The sequence below is a fragment of the Rhodanobacter ginsengiterrae genome (assembly GCF_050026815.1).
Lineage (GTDB): Bacteria > Pseudomonadota > Gammaproteobacteria > Xanthomonadales > Rhodanobacteraceae > Rhodanobacter > Rhodanobacter ginsengiterrae.
Genome location: NZ_JALBWO010000051.1, coordinates 1 through 21,109 on the forward strand (window position 1 = coordinate 1; position 21,109 = coordinate 21,109).

General features: G+C 63.3%; 14 protein-coding genes and 1 riboswitch. Of the genes, 6 read left to right on the forward strand and 8 right to left on the reverse strand.

The window, feature by feature from the left end; genetic code table 11:
• Positions 1–294: 294 nt before the first annotated feature.
• From ACQGNJ_RS07000 to ACQGNJ_RS07010, 3 genes are read left to right on the forward strand one after another with little or no spacing between them, the layout of a single operon-like run.
• Entirely contained in the window at positions 295–1,614 is a 1,320-nt protein-coding gene (locus ACQGNJ_RS07000; protein ID WP_426688516.1) for a tellurite resistance TerB family protein, read from the forward strand.
• The gene (locus ACQGNJ_RS07005; RefSeq protein ID WP_426688517.1) at positions 1,611–2,909 is read left to right on the forward strand and encodes an ATP-binding protein; all 1,299 of its coding nucleotides are present in this window, start codon (positions 1,611–1,613) and stop codon (positions 2,907–2,909) included. The genes ACQGNJ_RS07000 and ACQGNJ_RS07005 overlap by 4 nt, the downstream gene beginning before the upstream one ends.
• Complete coding sequence (locus ACQGNJ_RS07010) at positions 2,909–5,128, forward strand: DEAD/DEAH box helicase (RefSeq protein ID WP_426688518.1); 2,220 nt, start codon at positions 2,909–2,911, stop codon at positions 5,126–5,128. The genes ACQGNJ_RS07005 and ACQGNJ_RS07010 overlap by 1 nt, the downstream gene beginning before the upstream one ends.
• 68 nt (positions 5,129–5,196) lie before the next feature.
• On the opposite strand, the gene ACQGNJ_RS07015 is transcribed toward ACQGNJ_RS07010, so the two are convergent.
• The 6 genes from ACQGNJ_RS07015 to ACQGNJ_RS07040 all read right to left on the reverse strand — a co-directional run bounded on the left by ACQGNJ_RS07015 (position 5,197) and on the right by ACQGNJ_RS07040 (position 9,832).
• Positions 5,197–5,547, reverse strand: coding sequence for an HVO_A0114 family putative DNA-binding protein (locus ACQGNJ_RS07015; protein WP_426688519.1), 351 nt, complete (start codon positions 5,545–5,547; stop codon positions 5,197–5,199).
• Entirely contained in the window at positions 5,544–5,909 is a 366-nt protein-coding gene (locus ACQGNJ_RS07020) for a toxin-antitoxin system TumE family protein (RefSeq protein WP_426688520.1), read from the reverse strand. Before ACQGNJ_RS07020 ends, ACQGNJ_RS07015 begins: the two co-directional genes overlap by 4 nt.
• 316 nt (positions 5,910–6,225) lie before the next feature.
• Positions 6,226–6,732 (reverse strand): hypothetical protein, encoded by a 507-nt coding sequence (locus tag ACQGNJ_RS07025; RefSeq protein ID WP_426688521.1) that lies wholly within the window; start codon positions 6,730–6,732, stop codon positions 6,226–6,228.
• A 241-nt stretch (positions 6,733–6,973) separates the two neighbouring features.
• Positions 6,974–7,546, reverse strand: coding sequence for a hypothetical protein (locus ACQGNJ_RS07030; protein ID WP_426688522.1), 573 nt, complete (start codon positions 7,544–7,546; stop codon positions 6,974–6,976).
• A 10-nt stretch (positions 7,547–7,556) separates the two neighbouring features.
• Positions 7,557–8,153: an AHH domain-containing protein gene (locus ACQGNJ_RS07035; RefSeq protein WP_426688523.1), complete on the reverse strand. Its 597-nt coding sequence runs from the start codon at positions 8,151–8,153 to the stop codon at positions 7,557–7,559.
• A 269-nt stretch (positions 8,154–8,422) separates the two neighbouring features.
• Positions 8,423–9,832 carry a M20/M25/M40 family metallo-hydrolase gene (locus ACQGNJ_RS07040; RefSeq protein ID WP_426688524.1) on the reverse strand — a complete coding sequence of 470 codons (1,410 nt, stop codon included), beginning with the start codon at positions 9,830–9,832 and terminating at the stop codon, positions 8,423–8,425.
• Positions 9,833–9,951: 119 nt separating this feature from the next.
• Positions 9,952–10,114: riboswitch (yybP-ykoY riboswitch) on the forward strand.
• Positions 10,115–10,125: 11 nt separating this feature from the next.
• On the opposite strand from ACQGNJ_RS07040, the gene ACQGNJ_RS07045 reads away from it, so the two are divergent.
• The 3 genes from ACQGNJ_RS07045 to ACQGNJ_RS07055 all read left to right on the forward strand — a co-directional run bounded on the left by ACQGNJ_RS07045 (position 10,126) and on the right by ACQGNJ_RS07055 (position 16,588).
• Positions 10,126–10,692, forward strand: a complete 567-nt coding sequence (locus ACQGNJ_RS07045) for a manganese efflux pump MntP (protein WP_426688525.1) — start codon at positions 10,126–10,128, stop codon at positions 10,690–10,692.
• A 463-nt stretch (positions 10,693–11,155) separates the two neighbouring features.
• Complete coding sequence (locus ACQGNJ_RS07050; protein ID WP_426688526.1) at positions 11,156–15,337, forward strand: hybrid sensor histidine kinase/response regulator; 4,182 nt, start codon at positions 11,156–11,158, stop codon at positions 15,335–15,337.
• A gap of 90 nt (positions 15,338–15,427) precedes the next feature.
• Complete coding sequence (locus tag ACQGNJ_RS07055) at positions 15,428–16,588, forward strand: HD domain-containing phosphohydrolase (RefSeq protein WP_426688527.1); 1,161 nt, start codon at positions 15,428–15,430, stop codon at positions 16,586–16,588.
• A gap of 141 nt (positions 16,589–16,729) precedes the next feature.
• On the opposite strand, the gene ACQGNJ_RS07060 is transcribed toward ACQGNJ_RS07055, so the two are convergent.
• Complete coding sequence (locus ACQGNJ_RS07060) at positions 16,730–18,607, reverse strand: potassium transporter Kup (protein ID WP_426688528.1); 1,878 nt, start codon at positions 18,605–18,607, stop codon at positions 16,730–16,732.
• Between the two features lie 331 nt (positions 18,608–18,938).
• Positions 18,939–21,068 (reverse strand): elongation factor G, encoded by a 2,130-nt coding sequence (gene fusA / locus ACQGNJ_RS07065; protein ID WP_426688529.1) that lies wholly within the window; start codon positions 21,066–21,068, stop codon positions 18,939–18,941.
• Positions 21,069–21,109: the final 41 nt, after the last annotated feature.

The window sequence follows — 21,109 nt, forward strand, 5'->3', positions numbered from 1 at the left end:
GGCTGATTAGCTTGTTCAACCGCGCCACGCTTGAACTCGCTGCTGAATTTTCTTCGCTTCGACATGAACACTCCTCATCGGCCGCATCGGCCTTCTCGTAAGTGTCCGTGAAATCGGGGGTGAACCCCTCTCGGCCAAGCTGCCGTCGATCGCGCTCCGCTTCCCGCGCACCTCGCGCTGGCTTGGGTCCGTTTGAGTCCGGAATGCTACCTACGCACCGCAGCCACCCGTTGCCCCAACGAGTTCGAGCGTCTGTTCGCTCAGCGCTATTACGAAGTCCTCGGTCCTGGCCTAGTGCTTCCGAAAAACCGTACCAAGCTCAAGTTCGTCTACCAACCCGCCTCGGCGGGGCTGCGTGGTGCCAATGTCACGATGGCGTTCGGGGATGTTCCGGACGTCACTGCCTTGACCGCGCCCATCAGGAAGCTGATGGAGATCGCGAACCAGTGCACGGACGAACTTGGTTCCTACAGCCGCCTCGTCGGAAAGGATCCTGAGGCAGCCGGAGCACTGGAAGGACTTTTGCTGTTGCCTGCCACCCTCTGGCCCGATGCCACGCAGGCAAAGCTGCAGGCGCTGACCGCACAGATGTGCGAAGGCCGACTGTCGTTGCCGCTGAAGGAACTTCTTGCGCTGTTGGGCGGTGCCAATCAAGTTGTAAATCGCGATCGCGCGCGGGGCCTGGCGCGGGCACTTGAAGGCGCCGAGATTGGAATGGAACCGCATGTCCTCGGTGGTGCCAAGACGCCGGGCGAACAGGACACGATCGTCTTGTTCGCTCAACCGCTCATGGACTCGGATGTGGGTTCGCGTGCCGAGTATCAAGCGGCTGCGTTGACGCTGCAGTTGGCTTCGGCCGTGGCCCAGGCCGATGGAGACTTCCATGATCGGGAGGTCGCACATCTGCGGGCGGAAATCGAAGGATGGGCGCACCTCACTCTCGCCGAGCGCCGCAGGCTGCACGCGCATCTCCAATGGTTGACCGCCTCGCCAATGAACCTGGCGGCGCTGAAAAAGAAGTTGGAGCCGTTGCCCACCGCAGCGCGCGAGATGCTTGCCGCCTTCATGGCGACGCTGGCCCAGGCCGACGGCCTCGTCTCGCCCGATGAAGTGAAGTTCCTGGAAAAGGTCTACAAGGCTCTCGGCGTAGAACCCAAGCGCGTCTTCAGCGACATCCACGCCGCTGGCTCCGGCGGCACACCTGTATCCACTGACCAGGCTAAGAAGCCGGGCTTCCGTCTGGATGCTGAGCGTATCGCGGCGTTGCAAGAGGATACAGTGCGGGTCTCTGCGCTGCTTTCGAAGATATTCACCGAGGAAGCGGACAGTACGCGCGCGCTTGCGGCTCGCACTCCGGAACCGGAGCTCGACGGCGAAGCCGGTTCACCGCTGGGCCTGGACGAGGATCATTCCGCTCTGCTGCGCTTGCTGCTGTCGCGGCCCGAGTGGACGCGCGCCGAGCTGGAGGACGCCGCCGCGGACTTGGATCTGATGCTCGACGGTGCGATGGAACAGATCAACGAGGCGGCCTTCGAGGCATTCGACGAGCCACTGTTCGAAGGCGAGGACCCGATTTCAGTGAACACCCAACTACTTGAGAAGGTCGAAGCATGAATGCTGCCATTCGCCCCAAGGATCGCGATGCCGTTATCCAATCCCTGCGTGCCGGCGTCGTGCCCCGCGCAGGTCAACACCTGATCCAGGTCGCTCGAGGCCGGGAGATCGAAGCGTTGGTCGCGGACATCGACCGCGTTGCCGACGGCGGCTCATCGTTCCGCTTCGTCATCGGCGAATATGGTGCGGGCAAGACCTTCTTTCTCAATCTGATTCGCGCCATCGCCATGGAGCGCAAGCTTGTCGTGGCCAACGCCGACCTCAATCCCGATCGACGCCTGCACGCGTCCGGTGGGCAGGCACGGTCGCTGTATGCCGAGCTCATGCGCAACTTGGCCACGCGAACCAAACCGGAGGGTGGCGCCTTGTCCGGCGTGGTCGAAAAGTTCATCGCCACGGCCAAGTCCGAAGCCAAAGCGCAGAGCGTGTCCACCGAACAGGTCATCCGGTCGAAGCTGGAACAGCTGACCGAGCTCGTCAACGGTTATGACTTTGCCGATGTCATCGCGGCCTACTGCCGCGGCGTCGAGGAAGGAAACGAGCAGCTGAAATCAGATGCCGTCCGTTGGTTGCGCGGTGAGTTCGTGACCCGGACCGACGCGCGCGCGGCACTGGGTGTTCGTACGATCGTCGATGACGCATCGATCTACGATCAGCTGAAACTCATGGCCAGGTTCGTGCGCTTGGCTGGATACGCGGGACTGTTCGTGTGTCTGGATGAAATGGTCAACCTTTACAAGCTTGCCAACTCGCAAGCGCGCAACTCCAACTACGAGCAGATCCTACGCATGCTCAACGACTCCTTGCAGGGTACAGCCGTGGGCCTCGGGTTCGTTCTGGGCGGCACACCTGAGTTCCTGATGGATACGCGCCGCGGGATTTACAGCTACTCGGCACTCCAAAGTCGGCTTGCCCAGAACGCTTTCGCGACCAATGAGCTGGTCGACTTCTCAGGCCCCGTGTTGCGCCTTTCGAGCTTGACGATGGAAGACTTCTATCTGCTCTTGGGGAAGATCCGCCACGTATACGCTGCCGGGGACTCCGCCCGGTACCTGCTTCCCGATCCGGCGATCGCGAGTTTCATGGAGCACTGCGCCAATCGCATCGGCGACAGCTTCTTCCGCACGCCACGCACCACGATCACTTCCTTCATCAACCTCTTGGCCATCCTGGAACAGAACCCTGGCACCGACTGGAAAAGCCTGATCGACGAGGTCCGAGTGGAAGCTGATGAAGGCGGCACGAATGATGTGGCCGTGGACTCCGAAGACGAGCTGGCCTCCTTCAAACTCTGATGGCAGCTTCCCAGGCCTTCCTGCAACTGGACCCTCGGATACAACGCTACCTGTGGGCCGAAGGTTGGGGTGCGCTGCGCGAGGTACAGGAACAAGCCATCCCGCTAATCCTGCCAGGCAACCAGGATGTCATCTTGGCAGCCAGCACGGCCTCGGGGAAAACCGAGGCCGCTTTCCTGCCTGCATTGACCCATCTGCTCGGCCGGCCAGAAGAGGGCTTGATCGTCTACATCAGCCCGCTGAAAGCGCTGATCAACGACCAGTTCGGACGCCTGGATCGCCTCTGTGAGAACTTGGACGTGCCCGTCTGGCCGTGGCACGGGGATATCACCTCGACTTCCAAGCGGAAGTTCGTGCAAAAGCCGACTGGCGTGCTCTTGATCACGCCGGAGTCCTTGGAAGCCACGTTATGCAACCGTGGCACCAGCATTGCCGCCCTGTTCAAGCAGATGACCTTCTTCGTCATCGATGAACTTCACGCGTTCATAGGCACGGAACGCGGGAAGCAACTACAGGCGCTGATGCACCGCATCGAAGTCGCACTGGGACGCACGGTGCCTCGCATTGGACTCTCCGCCACGCTGGGTGACATGGGCTTGGCGGCCCAGTTCCTGCGACCCGACCGCCCCGTGGCGATGGTCGATGCGCCATCGACTGGGGGTCAGTTGCTGATCTTGGTCAAAGGGTTTGAAGAGCCCACGGCCGCGAACGGAACGGGCAGCAAGAACGATCCGGAAACGGAGCGTGCACCGCTGGCAATCGCCCAGCACATGTTCAAAACCTTGCGCGGCTCCAACAACCTCGTTTTCCCGAACAGTCGTCGGGAGGTTGAACGCTACACGCATCTTTTGAATGAGCTGTGTGAGCAGGCCCAAGTCCCCAAGGAGTTCTGGCCGCATCACGGTAACCTGTCGAAGGAAATCCGCTACGAAACCGAAGCTGCGCTTAAACAGCGTGAGCGCGCGGCAACTGCCGTTTGCACAAGCACATTGGAGCTGGGCATCGATATCGGTGCGGTCAAAAGCGTGGTGCAAATCGGCACGCCACCGTCCGTTGCAAGTCTGCGACAACGACTGGGTCGTTCCGGCCGACGCGAGGGCGAACCTGCAATCCTGCGCGGCTATGTCATCGAGGACGCCCTGGACGAGAAGACTGGCCTGGAAGCGCGGCTTCGACTGGACACGGTGCAGACCTCAGCCGTCATCTCGCTTTTGCTGGAAAACTGGTTCGAGCCGCCTGCTGTGCATGGGGCGCACTACTCCACGCTGGTGCAGCAGCTCCTGTCTTCCATCGCGCAATATGGCGGTCTCCAGGCGGCTCAGGCGTTCCGCCTTCTTTGCGCCCCACCCGGTCCATTCGAACGAGTGTCCAAAGACGTCTTTGCCGAGCTGCTGCGTACCCTGGGACAAGAGGAAATCCTGACGCAGGATCACTCAGGTCTGCTGCTCCACGGCCGCATCGGCGACAAAATCGTCAATCACTATTCCTTCTACGCGGCATTCTCCAGCGACGAGGAGTTTCGCATCGTTTCCGGCGGAAAGGCATTGGGAACGCTCCCCGTCTCGCAAATGATGACGCCCGGCCAGCGCATTCTGTTCGGGGGGCGCACTTGGATCATTGAAGTCATTGATGAAGAACACAAGACGATCCATGTTGCGCCCGCCAAAGGCGGCGCTCCTCCGCTGTTCAATGGAGGCGGCGGGCGTGTACATACCAAAGTACGGCAGCGCATGCGCGATATCTATGTTGCACACGACGCGCTGCCCTTCCTGGACCCAACGGCACAGCGCTTCCTGGGCGAAGGTCGCGAGGCGTTCGCTACGATGGCCTTGGCCGATCGTTTGCTGCTGGATCAGGGAAGCCAAGCGATCCTGCTGACCTGGCTGGGTGACGCGGCCAACGAGGCCATTGCTTGCGTACTGATGTCGCGCGGCGTGCAGGCATCTATCGGCCGGCTGGGGGTCGAGATCCAGCGCGCTGGCCGTAGCCTCGATGAGATCGAAGACTTGCTGGGGGACATCGGTTCGGAGCCCGCCGTACCTGTGGACGAGCTGCTCGCGAAAGCAAGCAATCTGGTCCGCCAAAAATGGGACGGATTGCTTTCACCGCACCTGTTGCGGCAAAGCTATGCCAGCTCCAATCTGGATATAGACGAGGCACTGGACTGGCTTCGCGCGATGCCTGAATTACGGTCATATCGAGCCAGTGGCCGCACCTAACTCGCCTGCCAGCCCGGTTCCAGCAGCCCCTAGAAATAAAGAGGTCAAGTTCATTTAAATCGTCGACCTCACGCCGCCTGAATCACAAATGCGCTGGCCGTGGCGACAGGCTGCACGTTACGCAACGTGCGGCGCATCTCGACCAGGCCGTAGCGTTCCATCGTCTTGAGCGTCCGCGAAAGATTGCTGGGCGCGCGTCCGGTGAACTCGGCGAGCTGGCTCAGTGATTCGGGCTTCTGTTCCCTGATGACACGCAGCAACGCGCGGTTGTCGTCGGACAATACTTCGGCCAACGAGCGCATGGAGGTGAACCAGATCTTCGGCTCGTTGGGGCGGGGCTGATGGTCGCCACGCGCAATGGCCAGTGCGCGGGCGCGGATGGCTTCTTGGGGGGCGATGCCGATGACCAGTTTTTTCATGACTTCGTTTCCTCAAGTACGCGGTCTACTTCGTTGAAGAAATCCTCCAGCAGTTGCTGCGGGCTGGTGAATTCGTACGGCACGCCTTTGTCGCTGACGTGACGATGGCGGTGGTCGTAGGCCATACGCCGACCTGCATAGCGCTTGCGCTTCGGTGGCTTGACGGCATGCGCGTTGTCGAAACCGAGTAATCGCGTGCCGTAGCGATCATGCAAGGTCAGCGCGTAGCGTATGCCGTGTGGCACATGCTCGTTCGCCTCGATGCGCCACGCCTCGATCTTGATCCAGTATCCGTTGCCCTGATCGTAGATCTCGCCGTTGAGCAACAGCAGCGTTTCCAGTCCTGCGTCTTCCTTTGACATGACTATATATCATCCGATGATAACTTCAATGAACCCGGCCACGGGGGTGGTGACTGGTTGCATGCCGCGCCATGGAAACGGAGTCGGGTTCAGCTGTTCCAGCAGCTGACCTGGTTCGGGAGTCGGCATGACGCCAGCTCCACCATCTGCCTCACTTCGCCAACTGCACCAACACCCGATGCCAAAACTCCAACCCGGCCTCGACTTCCGACGCCGGCGCGATATCGGGGTCAGGTTCACTTGTCACCGCTTGAAGTGAATTGGCCATCGTTCCTTGATAGTGTGTTTGCGTTCCCATGTCCTGGCTGTGTCGGCATCAGGAGCGAACATCAACCATCGAATTGATCTTTGGTGGGGATTGGAAACTCGCAGGAGCCTTGAACTTGCAGGCCACCAGCGCATGCATGACGGATGCCGCGCTGACGGAGCGTGGCAAGTCCGTACCCAAGGAAAGAGAGACGTAGACATTGGGGTACGCCGCGCTTGAGCCGTTTCGCTTCACTGCGATGTAGCCATTCTTTTTCCGCACCAGGATCACTTCGTCATGGCGCCAGTGCTCGACTTCATTGGCGGGTATCTGATGATCCGGCCCGAGAATGGTGAGTTCGAACTGCCCTACGACCTGACGTTTGTAGACAAGGCTTGCAAACTCGACATCCACGGGGCTGTCGAGTCTGATGCTGAAATCGTCCATTCCGCGGAGACAGATACCGTAGGTGCTTGAAATCGGCCTCACCTTGACGGCTTCCTGAGCCGGCGTGCCGGAAAGCAGGAAGTATCCCAGAAGCAGTGCGCCTGCTTTCTTGCCTATCGCTGCGGTCATGGTCGGTCCCTTGTGAAGCACGGGAAGCACAGGGTCAGGTCCGGTTTTGTAGCATCGATTGCCTTCTGCCGCTGCGATGGGTGCTGCAAACCTTGACCTGGCCCTGTGGCTCGGGCTCGTAGTGGCTCGAATGAAAGGACGGTGCACCGATGTTTTCAGAGTGCAGTGGCATTGCGCAACGTGATCCTGTGACGCCGCTGGTTTCTCTGTCGGGCTCGATGCATCGTCTGTTGTCGCCGGATCAGCCGGTGGGTCGGGGACGCGGTGGAGGTGGGCCAGGTTCCGCAAATTCCGCACCGGATATCCCGGCCGATGTCATCTGCTCTTCCAGCAGCTCTTTCGCTGCCTGGTTGACGTATATCCGCGTGCGTGCGGTTCGCGGATCCTTGAAGATCACCGGGTCGAAGGGAACGCTGTTCGCGAAAAATTGCTCCTTGGCGATGGTTCCACTGGCTCGCAGGGTCGAGCTTTGCAGATCGATGCAATCGATGACGTGGGTGACGTTGTAGAACCACTCCAAATGGCCATCGACTTCCAGTTCGAGCAGTTGACCAAATTTCGAGAGGAACTCGCCTATTGCAGCTTTGGCCTTGGCGTTGAGTACAAGTGCTCCTGGACTAAGCGCACTGATGTCGGCGCGAGGTTTTGCCCTTTTCCTTCGAGGTTCAACAAATACAGTTGCGTGCGGTCGAACCCTCCAGTCGAATGGATTGCCGTTGACATCGAAGATCTCGGCAATACGTTCGGACTCGTTCGCATGGACCAGCATGGCAAAGTCATTCAATGCGCCGTTCCTGAACTCCCAGACTTTCATGTGCGATCCGTCAGTAGATGAATTCATTCTTGAGAATCTCGCTCTTGATTTCACGCAGCACCGAACGCCCGCTTTCCGAGGCCTGTCCCTTCACGTCTGCAAGGCGCGCCAGAACTGCAAAATGATACGGGTTGGTATGAATCGGTTCGTGAGCGGTGGCGCCTTCTAGTCCAGGAACCTTCGAAGACCATTTCTTGGGGAGATATACACCGTTGTCGGCGTCGTTTATGCCTATGTTCCAGCCAAAAAGCAGGTCTCGTGAGCGCTGGGCACGGTGATCCAGCCACGCGACTATGTGGTGGGCGTCGGCTTCCTTGTGTCGCTCGATACCTGTGGCATTCTTGATATTCCTTGCCAGTGTCCGCGAGTGCCTCACCTTGCGCTCCGCATCCACCCGAAGCTTTTCGGCGGTAGCTGGCAAAGTCATTCCGTGTTTGTAACGGACACGAGCCTTGCGCCGCGCCTCAAGGAGCATGTTCCGCATCTCGTAGGCGTTCGCATCTCCAGATCCCGTGATCTCATTTGCATAGACCGTGAGGTCCAATATCCGATCAGCGGAGTCTGCTACGACCAGGTGCAAGTTCGTCGGTGCAACATTCTTGGTCATGAGTCCCTTCCAACCCATCGCTGAAACGAGCCGATTCGCCAGGTGCTTGCGATGGTGAGTGCCTTCCCTTGGCGAAATTGCCGGCTTGCCCGGTTGTGTTGCGAGTATGTCAAGAAGTGGCGACGATGCCTACATTCCAACAGCTCACCTTGTGCCGTACTCGGGCGATGGTCCAGTTGCGCAGCGATGTGATAACACACCAACAACATCCCTGATGCCGCTACTGAAGTGAGCCACCGGCGAGCGGTCCGCTCGCATGGCTATCAACCTCACCTCCCCAACTCCACCAACACCCGATGCCAGAACTCCAACCCAGCCTCGACCTCCGACGCCGGCAACTTCTCATTGAGCCCATGCGCAAAGGTGTCGTCGGGTTTGGTGAAGCTGGCATCGATGCCGTAGCTGGGGACGCCGGCGTTGCGGAAGTACATGCTGTCGGAGGCGCCGGCGGACATGCCGGGGACGATTTCCACGCCGGGGTAGCGGGCATGGACGGCGGCGGTGACGGCGGCGATGACGTCCTGGCGCAGCGGTGAGGCGGGGCTGTCGACCGGAGGTGGCGGCAGCACGGTGACGGTTGCGGACTTGTCGTCGATCACCTTGACCAGCGTGTTGCGCACGCTGCTGACCGGGGTGCCGGGGAAGATGCGGCAGTTGATATTGACGCTGGCGCTTTGCGGCAGGGCGTTGAGGGCGTGGCCGCCGTTGAGCATGGTCGCCACGCAGGTGGTGCGGATCTGGCCGACGTAGGCGGGATCGGCGGAGATGGTGGCGGCGGCTGCGGCATCGTCGGGGTGGGCGGCGAAGCGGGTCATTGCTGCGCCGAGCGGGCCGGGGGTGTGGGCGCCCAGCGCGCGTAGCGAGGCGCGGGTGATCTCGTTGCTTTGGGGCGGAAACGGGTAGGCGGCGACGCGGTCGAGGATGCGCGCGAGCCGGTAGATCGCGTTGTCGTTGTTGGGTTCGCTGGAGTGGCCGCCGGCCGAGGTCAGGCTGATCTGGAAATCCGCATAGGTCTTTTCGGCGGCCTGGATTTCGTACAGCACCGGCTTGCCGCTGGCGGGGTCGAGCGTGCCGCCGCCGGCATCGGCGTTGAGCAGGAATTCGGCGTCGTGGTAGCGCTTCACCAGCTCGCGGGTGGAGGCCATCGCGGTTTCTTCGTCGCCGGACAACAACAGGATCAGGTCGTGGCTGGGTTGGAAGCCTTCGCGCTTGAGCCGGATCAGGGTTTCGACCAGCACCACCACCGCGGTCTTCATGTCGGCGCTGCCGCGGCCGTAGAGGTAGCCGTTCTCGTTGATCAGGGTGAACGGGTCACGCGTCCAGTCCTTGCGCTTCGCCGCCACCACGTCCATGTGCCCGGACAGCAGGATCGGCTTGCCTGCCCCCGTGCCGCGGTAGCGCGCCACCAGCGCGGCGGTTTCGCCGACCGGGATGATCTCGACATCGCTGGCGTCGAAGCCGCCGGCTTTCAATTTTTCGGCGAGATAGGCGGCCAGTACCGGCACCTGGTGCTGGCCTTCGACGGTGGGGATGCTGATGGCGTGTTTCAGCATGGCCATGGTGGCGGGCAGGGCGTCGGCGCTGCTGCGGGGCGTCGTGTCTGCATGCGCCAGTCCGATGCCGGTGCAGAAGGCCAGGCTGGCCGCCGTGGCGGAGGCGAGCGCGCGTGCTGTTCTCATTCGAGGTCCCCTGGGCATGTGCTGAGCGATGCCCGAGTATGCGCGGCGGGTCGTTCGTCTGCATCCGGCCCGCCGTGCTAACCTTGCCGCCGTGCTGCTGGCGATGCCGGCAGCGCGATACCCCTTGGGGAGTAGCCTGCCTCGTTGCGACGAGGCGTCTTCGTCAACATGCTCGGCACGTCTGCCGTGGCGAAGACACCGATCCCGGTTGGCGAGACCAACGGCTGACGACGCCACAGCGATGGGGCGCGTCGTCGCGCCGTTGCGTCCAGCCCCGTCGTTCGAGACCACGCATGAATCCTGTTTCCATCCTGTTGCTCGGCTTTGCCATGTCCACCGACGCGTTTGCGGCGGCGATCGGCAAGGGTGCCGCCATGGACCGTCCGCGACTGGTTCAGGCCTTGCGCGCCGGCCTGATCTTCGGCGTGATCGAGGCGATCACGCCGGTGCTCGGCTGGCTGCTGGGCAAGGGCGCCTCGCGCTATATCGAAGCCTGGGACCACTGGGTCGCCTTCGGCCTGCTGCTGGTGCTGGGCCTGCACATGATCTGGAACGGCGTGAAGCCGGAGACGGACGAGCCGGTCGACGCGGCGAAGAAGCACGGCTTCCTCGGCCTCGCGATTACCGGGCTGTCCACCAGCATCGACGCGCTGGCGGTCGGCGTGGGGCTGGCCTTCGTCGACATCCCGATTGCCGTGGTGGCGGTGGTGATCGGCCTGTGCACCTTCAGCATGGTCACCCTGGGCATCATGCTCGGCCGCGTGCTCGGCGCGATGGTCGGCCGTCGCGCCGAAGTGATCGGTGGCGTCATCCTGATCGGCGTGGGCGCGGCGATCCTGTACGAGCACTTGTCGGCCTGAGCTTGCGGCGGCGCCCTGAACGTTGCCAGCATGCCGGCGGCGAGGTTGCCGAAGCGGCAGCGGTGGCGGAAGCAGGGCGGATCCCGTTCACGCGCCTTGCTCGGCCGTGGCGTGGGTCGAGGCCTGGCCGACGGCCGGTGATGGATCGCCGCGAGGTGAGCCGTTCGATGTGGTGAGGAACTCGCGTACGCGACCGACTTTCATGGCGCATGCACGACCTGTATATGAAGCTGGGGTACAGATCCGGTGTAAAAGCATCTGGTATGCGATTTTTCTGTTGTGTTGCGGGGGAGGCCCTGATGCGTCCGAGGCTGCAAGGAAAGATTGCCCCGATCCTTGTGGATTGGCAGCTCGCGATGACGCGCGCAACCCTCGGTGGCGCCGCTGCGATGCGGCCCGACCTGCCTGGCACGGCGCGCGCAGTGAACGCCGGGTCAGCTCCTTGCGCCGGGTTGCGCAACAAATGAAGTTTGTCCGGGGCCTGATCTCGCTCGTTCACGGACGCGGCAATCGCGTCAGCACGTTTCGCAACTGGCTGCCGTTTGTTGCAGCGTCAAGCGCGATCATCATCGTGCTGTTCAGCGTCGTGGCGGCCAATCGAATCCGCGTACTGGACCGTGAGTCTGTGCAATCCCAGCTCGAGGCCAGCCTCGGTGCCGCGGCCGATCTGCTGCAGGTGCTGTACCGGAACCAGATCGACACCACCGCGGCCATCGTGAAAGAGCCGCAGTTGATCAAGCTCACGCGGACGCTCTCGCTGACCCCGGGGGATGCCGCGGCGCGTTCGAAGCTTGCCGCCTGGGCTGGTTCGCAGCAGACCCGCTACGGCTTCAGGATCTACGTGCTGTACAGTCCCGCCGGCGTGATCCTCGCCGCCGATGACCCGGTGCATGTCGGGGACACGTCGCACGTGCTGAGCGCGATGCTGCCCAGGCTCGACGCCGACGGCTACGCCGTTTCGGTGCCGTTCCGCGCGACCAAGATGTCACCCCAGGCGTTGGCGCAGGGCAGCCGCGACTTCGTGCAACTGGCCTGCCGCACGGTGGCCGACGGGCCGCAGGTGCTGGGCTACTTCTGCATCGGGTCCAACCCGCGCACCTTGCTGTTTCCCTTGCTTGCTGCAAGTTGGCAAGGCAAGACCGGCGAGGCGATGCTGATTGATCGCGGTGCGCGTCTGCGCACGCCGAGCCGCTTCGAAGCCGCTTTCGAAGGAAACGCGCTGACACCGCACGGTCGCGATGTCAGCCGGTTGTACGCGCGCGTCCCGTCCGGCCATGCCGCGGCAGCGGGCAAGCTGCCGTTGCCACTGAACAGCGATCCACCGACGAAGTTGGCGTCGGCGGTACTGGCCTCGAAGGGCGACCAGAGCTGGTTCATGGACAACTACCTGGACTACCGCCGGGAACCGGTGGTGGGTGCGGGCCGATGGCTGCAAGGCATGAACCTGGGCTTGATCGTGGAAATCGACGAGTCCGAGGCTTACCGCCCGTCCCGATTCGCCGCGTTCTGGGTGTATGCCCTGGGGGCGATCGCGGTGACCCTGTTGCTGCTGCTGTCTTTCCGCGACGCACGCTTGCGTCGCGACATGCAGCGCAGCGAAGCCCGACTCGCCAGCTTCTTCAGCAATGCGCCCGCCTACATGTGCATCCAGGCGGCCGACGGAAGATACGTCCAGACCAATGCGCGCTTCGATGCGATCGCGCCGCAGGTCGGTGTCGTGGTCGATGCATCCGGCTACGAGACCACAGAGTCGGAATACCGGGTGCAACGCGACCAGCAACGTGAAGAGGTACTGCGGGAGCGCGCGCCCAGGCGATTTGATATCAGCTTCACCGGCGGCGACGGCCAGACCAGACACCACCAGCTGGTGCGGTTCCCCATCGAGGTATCGGGTGAGAAGGCGCCGATCGGCGTGGCCACCGTAGGCGTGGACAACACCACCGAGGTCCGCGCGCGCGAGGCGCTCAGGCGCTTTGCCGACGAACTCGAGGCGAAGGTGGGCGAGCAGACCGTCAAGCTTGCTGGCGAAAGCCAGCGTTTGCAGATGATCCTCGACACCAGCCCGATCAACATCGACTTTTCGGTGGACGGGAAGATCAAGTTCGCCAATCCGCAGTTCATCAAGACCTTTGGCCTGGGTCCGGGCGATGACTGGCGTCCCCAGTATGCAGACTTGCGCGAACGCGATGACCTGATGGAGATCATCCGCCGCGATGGATCGGCCAGGAACGCCGAAACCCACTTGTACGTCCGCGACGGCAGCATCCGCGACATGCAGGGCACCTACGTTCCGCTGTCGTTTGATGGCGAGGACGGCATCATCGGCTGGATGGTCGACGTTACCGAGCGCAAGCGCGTCCAGGGCGAGGTGCTGCGGGCCAGGGACATTGCCGAGGAAGCGACCCGCGCGAAGAGCGATTTCCTGGCCAACATGAGTCATGAAATACGTACGCCGATGAACGCGATCATCGGCATGTCCTACCTCGCCCTGCAGACCGCGCTGGATCGACGTCAGCGCAACTACATCGAGAAAGTCCATCGCGCCGCCGAGAACTTGCTTGGGGTCATCAACGACATCCTCGACTTCTCGAAGATCGAGGCGGGCAAGATGGCGATGGAATCGATCGACTTCCGTCTGGAAGACGTGATGGACAACCTTGCCAACCTCGTCGGCCTGAAAGCCGAGCAGCAGGAGCTGGAGTTGCTGTTCGACATCGCCCCGGACGTGCCGACCGCGCTGGTCGGCGATCCGCTGCGGCTCGGACAGGTGTTGATCAACCTGGGCAACAACGCCGTCAAGTTCACCGAGAAAGGCGCGGTCGTGGTCGGCGTCGAGAGAGTTGCCTTGACCGGTGATCAGGTCAAGCTGCATTTCCAGGTGCGCGATTCAGGGATAGGCATGACCAGCGAACAGGTGGCGGGCCTGTTCCGGTCCTTCTCCCAGGCCGACAGTTCGACCACGCGCAAATACGGCGGCAGCGGTCTGGGTCTGGCCATTTCGCGCAAGCTGGTCGGCCTGATGGGTGGAGAGATGTGGGTCGATAGCGTGCCCGGCCAGGGCTCGACCTTTCACTTTCATGCCTTGCTGGGCGTGCAGGTCACGCCTTCGGTTCGCCACGAGCTGTATGCCGACGATCTCAATGGACTGCGTTTGCTGGTCGTTGACGACAACCCGGTGGCACGCGAGATCCTGGCGACGATAGCCGCCGAGTTCGGGGTGGATGTCGATACCGCCAGCGGTGGCGGCCAGGCACTGGTGATGATTGCCGAGGCCGCGGCCGCGGCCGGTGGTCATCCCTACGACGTGGTGCTGATGGATTGGAAAATGCCGACGATGGACGGCGTGGAAGCCATTCGCCGTCTCCAGGAATATCCGGCAATGACCGCCTTTCCCGCGGTGATCATGGTGACCGCCCATGGTCGCGACGAAGCACTGGCGGTAGCGGCGGAAAGCGGCGTCCGGGTCAATGCCGTGCTGACCAAGCCGGTGACCTTCTCGTCGTTGTTCGACGCGGTGGTCGAGGCGCTGGGCAAGGGCAGGGTGGTCGACTCCCGCGTCCATCGCAAGACCGAACGCAACAACGAGGCGTTGCGTCGGCTGCACGGCGCGCGCGTGTTGCTGGTGGAGGACAACGACGTCAACCAGGAACTGGCCGAGGAAATCCTTACCCAGGCCGGCCTGCAGGTGGTGGTTGCCGGTCACGGCCAGGAAGCGCTGGACATACTGGCCCGGGACAGCCGCTTCGACGGCGTGCTGATGGACTGCCAGATGCCGGTGATGGATGGCTACGAGGCCGCCCGGGCCATTCGGGCTCAGCCTGCGCTGGCGGGATTGCCGATCATCGCGATGACCGCCAACGCGATGATCGGCGACCGCGAAAAGGTCATCGATGCGGGCATGATCGATCATATTGCCAAGCCGCTGCATGTCGCCGAGATGCTGGCGACGCTGGCAAAGTGGATCAGGCCGGCCGCATCGTCGTCCGACGCCGCCAGGGCGAGCGCGATGTCGGCGGAGGGAGGCCTGTCGTCGACCGTTACCGGTCTGGCGGCCAGCCTGCTGCCACCGTTGCCCGGCATCGATGCCAAGGCCGGTCTAGCCTCGGCGATGGGCAACCTGCCGCTGTACACGCGCCTGCTGACGATGTTTCGCGATGGCCAGGGCGACTTCGAGGCGCGCTTCCTGCAGGCGTCGGAGCAGGGCGATGCGGCAGCTCAGCAGCGTGCGGCGCATACGCTGAAAGGTCTGGCCGGCACCCTGGGCGCGCGCGCGCTGGAGACCTCCGCGGCCGCGCTGGAACTTGCCTGCATCGAAGGCGCCGGCCGCGATCGAATCGTAGATCTGTTGCGCCGCACCTGCGTCGAACTGGATACGGTCCTGGCCGGGCTGGCGGTATTGACCACGCATGAACAAGCGGCGTTCAACGTGCCGGCCAGCATGGACCCGGAACATCTGCAGACGCTGATCCAGCGCTTGCGGGTCTTGCTGGCCGACGGCGACACCGACGCCACCGAGGTGATCGGCGAAGTCCTCCGGCTCACCGGGGGCGCGTCGCGCTCGCCCGGTTTGCAGAAGGTGGCGCACGCCATAGCGGCCTTCGATTTCGATGCGGCGCTGGCAGCGCTCGATGCGCTTTCGGAATAGCACCCCGGGCAGAAGTTTTTTGCCCGGGACCATCAGGTGTATGTTTGAACTGGCTCAGGGCATGCAGCCACCACGATACGGAGACGGGCAATGAGCGAATCGGAAACTCAGGAGGTCGTGCTGGTCATCGACGACACCGCGGAAAATCTCGCCCTGATCAGCGAGGTGCTGCGCGGGGAGTTCAAGGTGAGGGTCGCGCCTGGCGGTGCACGCGGGCTGCAGCTGGCGCAGGCGCAAACGCCGCCGGATCTCATCCTGCTCGACATCATGATGCCGGAGATGGATGGCTACGAGGTGCTGCGGCAGTTGCGGGCGGACGCGCGCACCCGCGAAATCCCGGTGATTTTTCTGACAGCGATGAGCTCGGTCGAGGACGAACGTCGCGGCCTGGAGCTGGGCGCGGTCGACTACATCACCAAGCCGATCAGCCCGCCGCTGGTGCAGGCGCGCGTGCGCAACCATCTGCAGCTCAAGGCGGCGCGTGACTTCCTCAAGTACAAGAGCGAGTTTCTGGAGCGCGAGGTGCAGCGGCGTACACGGGAAGTCACCATGATCCAGGAGGTGACGATCCGCGCCCTGGCGTCGCTGGCCGAAACCCGCGACAACGATACCGGCAACCACATTCTGCGCACCCAGAATTACGTGAAGCTGCTGGCCAAGAAGCTGGTCCGCCACCCGCGTTTCGCCACCTTCCTGACGGAGGCCACGATCGACCTGCTGTACAAGTCGGCACCGCTGCACGACATCGGCAAGATCGGCATTCCCGACCGGATTCTGCTCAAGGCGGGAAAGCTGACGCCGGACGAATACGAAATCATGAAGATGCACACCACGCTGGGAGGCGACGCCATCGCCAACGCCGAACTCGCCGTGGGCGAGGAGATCGGCTTCCTGCGCTTTGCCAAGGAAATCGCCTACAGTCACCAGGAATGGTGGGATGGCAGCGGCTACCCGCAAGGCTTGAAGGGAGATGAAATTCCCATTTCGGCAAGGCTGATGGCGGTGGCGGACGTATACGACGCACTGATCAGCAAGCGCGTGTACAAGCAGGCGATATCGCATGAGCAGGCGGTGCAGGTGATCCGCGAAGGACGCGGAACGCATTTCGATCCGGATGTGGTCGATGCGTTCCTCGGCAGCGCCGATGGCATCCGTGAGATCGCGAACCGATACAAGGAATCGGCACAGGTACTGGTGCGGCAGGCCGAGCGGATGATCACCGATCTTGGCGGCGAAGAGATCGAGATGTAGCGCGGCAGCTGCCTGCCCGGAGTCACTGCGAGATCACGCCTGGCGCCGCGTTGCGGGAAGCCGCCCGGCCGATGGCCGTGACCGGGCCGGGTTACGCATGCAGCGATGGTCTCGGGCCATGGCTGGGTGGCGGGCGTCGCGTCATATCTCCACCTCTGATCCCAGCTCGATGCGGCGGTTGCCGGGTATCTGGAAGAACGCGGCGGCAGACAGCGCGTTGTGCGCCAGGAACGCGAACAGCTGGTCGCGCCAGGCCGCCATGCCGCCACCATGCCGACCGGCCACCACGTGCTCGCGCGAAAGGAAGAAGGTGGTCGACATCATGTCGAACAACAGGCCGGCGTGGCTGCACTGGGCCAGCCGCAGCGGCACGTCCGGGTCCTCGCCGAAGCCGAAGCGCAGCCGCAGTCGAAGAAACCCTTCGTCCAGTTCCGTCCATGCGAACCATTCGGCGGGTTCGGCATGGGGTGTGTCCAGCGTCTCCACGGTAAGCAGCACGTTGCGCTCGTGCAGCACCCGGTTGTGCTTGAGGTTGTGCAACAGCGAACTGGGCGCCGACTCGGTGTTGGCGGTGAGGAACACCGCCGTGCCCGGCACGCGCAGCACCGGATGATCCGCCAGGTTGCGGATGAACGGCGCCAGCGCCACGCCGCCCTGCTGGATTTCGCGCACCACCAGTTCGCGACCGCGGCGCCAGGTGGTCATGATCACGAACACGCACAGGCCCAGTGCCAGCGGGAACCAGCCGCCGTGTTCCACCTTGATCAGGTTGGCACTGAAGAAGGCAAGATCCACGGTGAGCAGGCCGCCACCGGTGGCGATCACGGCGGGCAGGCGCCAGCGCCACTGGTAGCGCGCCACCACCAGGGCCAGCAAGGTGGTGACGACCATGGTGCCGGTGACCGCGATGCCATAGGCGGCGCCCAGGTTATCGGACGACCGGAAGCCGAGCACGGCCGCCACGATCAGCAGCAGCAGGATCCGGTTGATCCACGGCACGAAGATCTGCCCGGCCATGTCCGCCGAGGTATGCACCACCCGCATGCGCGGCATGTAGCCCAGTTGCATCGCCTCGCGCGTCATCGAGAATGCGCCGGAGATCACCGCCTGCGAGGCAATCACGGTGGCCGCGGTGGCCAGCGCGATCATCGGGTACAGCATGGCGCGCGGCACCAGGTGATAGAACGGGTTGGCCACCGCGGCCGGATCGTGCAGGATCTGTGCGCCCTGGCCGAAGTAATTCAGTACCAGCGCCGGCAGCACGAAATAGAACCACGCCAGCCGGATCGGTCGCTTGCCGAAGTGGCCCATGTCCGCGTACAGCGCCTCGGTGCCGGTCACGGCAAGCACCACTGCGCCCAGGGCGAAGAATGCCTCGGCGTGGTTGCGCAGGAAGAATTCCAGGCCATAGCTCGGGTACAGCGCCCGCAGCACCAGCGGATTGCGGGCAATGCCCAGCACGCCCAGGCCGGCGATGCCGAGAAACCAGATCACGCAGACCGGGCCGAACACCGCGCCGATCCGCTGGGTGCCGTGCTTCTGCAGCCAGAACAGGCCGATGATCACGCCGATGGTGAGCGGCACCACCCAGGGCTCAAGCCCTGGCGCAGCCACCTTCAGGCCCTCGACTGCCGACAGCACCGAGATCGCCGGCGTGATCACGCCGTCGCCATAGAACAGCGCGGCACCGAACAGGCCCAGCACGATCAGGATCATGCGCAGGTGCGGCACGTGGCGAGAGCTGCGCTGGGCCAGCGCCAGCAAGGCCATGATGCCGCCTTCGCCGCGGTTGTCGGCGCGCATGATGAACAGCAGATATTTGATCGACACCACGATGATCAGCGACCAGAACACCAGGCTCAGCGCGCCCAGCACATTGGCCGGGCTGGCCGGCACACCGTGCGGGCCGAACACTTCCTTCAGCGTGTACAGCGGGCTGGTGCCGATGTCGCCGTAAACCACGCCCACGGCGCCGAGGGCCAGCGCGGCGAGGCGGCGCTTTTGCGGATCATTGCCCATGTGGCAAGACTCCTGGCGACGACTTTGCCGCTGCCGGTACGAGTGGGTGAACGGCGATGGATGACATGTGCGCTACCTGGAAAGACTCAACCGTGCAGTCTGCGCATCGAGCCGTAACAAAGGGGTAGCGCCGCGGGGCAAAGGCATAAAATTGCCGTAAAAATCCGGGAACCGGCGGTGGCCAGCCGGTCCGGCCGCGTGCCTCGCCGGCGTGGTCGATCCGGATGGCGTCCGCAGACAGACCGGGGCGCCTGCCCCGGGTCTGCATCAATGCCTGGCAATGAACGTCAGCGCGGCACCCGGGCACCGCGCTGACGTGTTTCGCCTGCGGCTACTTCGCTTCCTTCTCCATCAGCTTGTCGACCATGCTGGCGGGCACTTCCTGGTAATGATCGAAGATCATCGAGAAGTTGCCGCGGCCGCTGGTGGCCGAGCGCAGGAAGTTGATGTAGCCGAACATCTCCGACAGCGGCACGAAGCCCTGCACGAAGGCCGAGGTGCCTTTCTGGCCCTGGTCGGTGATGGTGCCGCGACGGCGGTTGATGTCGCCGATGACGTCGCCCAGGTAGGTGGCCTCGGTGACCACTTCCAGGCTCATGATCGGTTCCAGCAATTTCGGCTTGCTCAGCCGCTGCGCTTCGCGGAAGCACTGGCGGGTGGCGATCTCGAAGGCCAGCGCGGACGAGTCGACGTCGTGGTACTTGCCGTCGATCAGGCGTGCCTTGAAGTCGACCACCTCGTAGCCGGCGACCTGGCCTTCCTTCGACTCGGCCTTGACCGAGTGCTCGACCGCGGGGATGTACTCGCGCGGCACGCGGCCACCGACCACATCGTCGGCGAAGATCACGCCAGAGCCCGCCTCGCCCGGCTCGAAGATCATCGTGACTTCGGCGAACTGGCCGGAGCCGCCGGTCTGCTTCTTGTGCGTGTAGGTGTGCTCGACGGTCTGGCCGAACGCCTCGCGGAAGCTGACCCGCGGCTTGCCCATGCTGGCTTCCACGCCCAGCTCGGTGCGCATGCGGTCGATGGTGATTTCCAGGTGCAGCTCGCCCATGCCCTTGAGCACGGTCTGGCCGGTTTCCTGGTCCACTTCCATGCGCAGCGACGGGTCGGCCTTGACCATCTTGTAGAGCGCGGTGGACAGCTTGTCGACGTCGTTGCGGCTCTTCGGCTCCACCGACACGCTGATCACCGGATCGGGGAAGCGCATGCGCTCGAGCAGGGCCGGGTGCGCCGGATCGCTGAGCGAGTCACCGGTCTCGGTGTCCTTCATCGAGACGAAGGCGCAGATGTCGCCGGCGCGCACCTCGTCGATTTCCTTGGTGTCGTCGGCCTGCACCTCGACGATGCGCCCCACCCGCTCCTTCTTGCCGCGGGTGACGTTGAGCAGGGTGTCGCCCTTCTTGATCACGCCGGAGTAGATGCGGCAGAAGGTGAGCGTGCCGAACTGGTCGTTGATCACCTTGAACGCCAGCGCGCGCGCCGGCGCGTCGTCGGTCACCGCCTGCTCGCCGATGACGTTGCCGTCCTCGTCGACCATCGCGATGCCGCCGTTCTCGCCCGGGTAGGGCAGGTAATCGACCACCGCGTCCAGCAGCTGCTGCACGCCCTTGTTCTTGTACGACGAGCCGCACAGCACCGGCACCAGCTCGCCGGTGACAGTGCCGCGGCGGATGCACTGCTTGAGCAAAGCCGGGTCGAACTCGCCGGTGTCGAGCAGTCGCTCGAAGGCGTCGTCGTCCAGCGCCAGCGAGCTTTCCAGCAGGTCCTGGCGCAGCTTCGGCAGGTCGGCGATCCACTGGTTGTCCGCATCGGAGTCGAACTTCAGGCGATCCTTCAGCTGCTCCAGCGGCACGCTTTCCCACACGCTGTCCTTGTCGTCGGAGGCCCAGATGTAGCCCACGCCGGCGACCAGGTCGGCCATGCCGACGAATTCGTCGCTGCTGCCCAGCGGCACCTGGCACAGCAGGGCGTTCGCGCCCAGGCGCTCGCGGATGCCCTTCACGCAGTGCGCGAAGTTGGCGCCGATGCGGTCCATCTTGTTGACGTAGCAGATCCGCGGCACCTTGTACTGGTCGGCCAGGCGCCAGTTGGTCTCGGTCTGCGGCTCCACCCCGGCAACGCCGTCGAACACCACCACTGCGCCATCGAGCACGCGCAGCGAGCGGTTCACCTCGATGGTGAAGTCGACGTGCCCCGGCGTGTCGATCACGTTGATCTGGTGCCCCTTCCACACGGCAGATACCGCCGCGGACTGGATCGTGATGCCGCGCTTGCGCTCCTGCTCCATGTAGTCGGTGGTGGTGGAGCCCTTGCCGTCCTTGGTGTCGTGCACGTCGATGATCTGGTGCTTCTTGCCGGTGTAATACAGCACCCGCTCGGTGGTGGTGGTCTTGCCCGCATCGATGTGCGCGATGATGCCGATGTTGCGATAGAGGTTCAGGGGTTTGCTGCGGGCCACGGGTTGGACTCCTGGGAACGGCTGCACCAGCGCAGCCAAGT

What these genes read in the sequence shown, in the direction of transcription:
- ACQGNJ_RS07055 (WP_426688527.1), top strand. Translation starts at nt 15,428, where the DNA reads ATGAGCGAATCGGAAACTCAGGAGGTCGTGCTGGTCATCGACGACACC.
- ACQGNJ_RS07005 (WP_426688517.1), top strand. Translation starts at nt 1,611, where the DNA reads ATGAATGCTGCCATTCGCCCCAAGGATCGCGATGCCGTTATCCAATCC.
- ACQGNJ_RS07050 (WP_426688526.1), top strand. Translation starts at nt 11,156, where the DNA reads ATGAAGTTTGTCCGGGGCCTGATCTCGCTCGTTCACGGACGCGGCAAT.
- ACQGNJ_RS07030 (WP_426688522.1), bottom strand. Translation starts at nt 7,546, where the DNA reads ATGAAAGTCTGGGAGTTCAGGAACGGCGCATTGAATGACTTTGCCATG.
- ACQGNJ_RS07020 (WP_426688520.1), bottom strand. Translation starts at nt 5,909, where the DNA reads ATGTCAAAGGAAGACGCAGGACTGGAAACGCTGCTGTTGCTCAACGGC.
- ACQGNJ_RS07045 (WP_426688525.1), top strand. Translation starts at nt 10,126, where the DNA reads ATGAATCCTGTTTCCATCCTGTTGCTCGGCTTTGCCATGTCCACCGAC.
- ACQGNJ_RS07025 (WP_426688521.1), bottom strand. Translation starts at nt 6,732, where the DNA reads ATGACCGCAGCGATAGGCAAGAAAGCAGGCGCACTGCTTCTGGGATAC.
- ACQGNJ_RS07060 (WP_426688528.1), bottom strand. Translation starts at nt 18,607, where the DNA reads ATGGGCAATGATCCGCAAAAGCGCCGCCTCGCCGCGCTGGCCCTCGGC.
- ACQGNJ_RS07040 (WP_426688524.1), bottom strand. Translation starts at nt 9,832, where the DNA reads ATGAGAACAGCACGCGCGCTCGCCTCCGCCACGGCGGCCAGCCTGGCC.
- ACQGNJ_RS07010 (WP_426688518.1), top strand. Translation starts at nt 2,909, where the DNA reads ATGGCAGCTTCCCAGGCCTTCCTGCAACTGGACCCTCGGATACAACGC.
- ACQGNJ_RS07015 (WP_426688519.1), bottom strand. Translation starts at nt 5,547, where the DNA reads ATGAAAAAACTGGTCATCGGCATCGCCCCCCAAGAAGCCATCCGCGCC.
- ACQGNJ_RS07035 (WP_426688523.1), bottom strand. Translation starts at nt 8,153, where the DNA reads ATGACCAAGAATGTTGCACCGACGAACTTGCACCTGGTCGTAGCAGAC.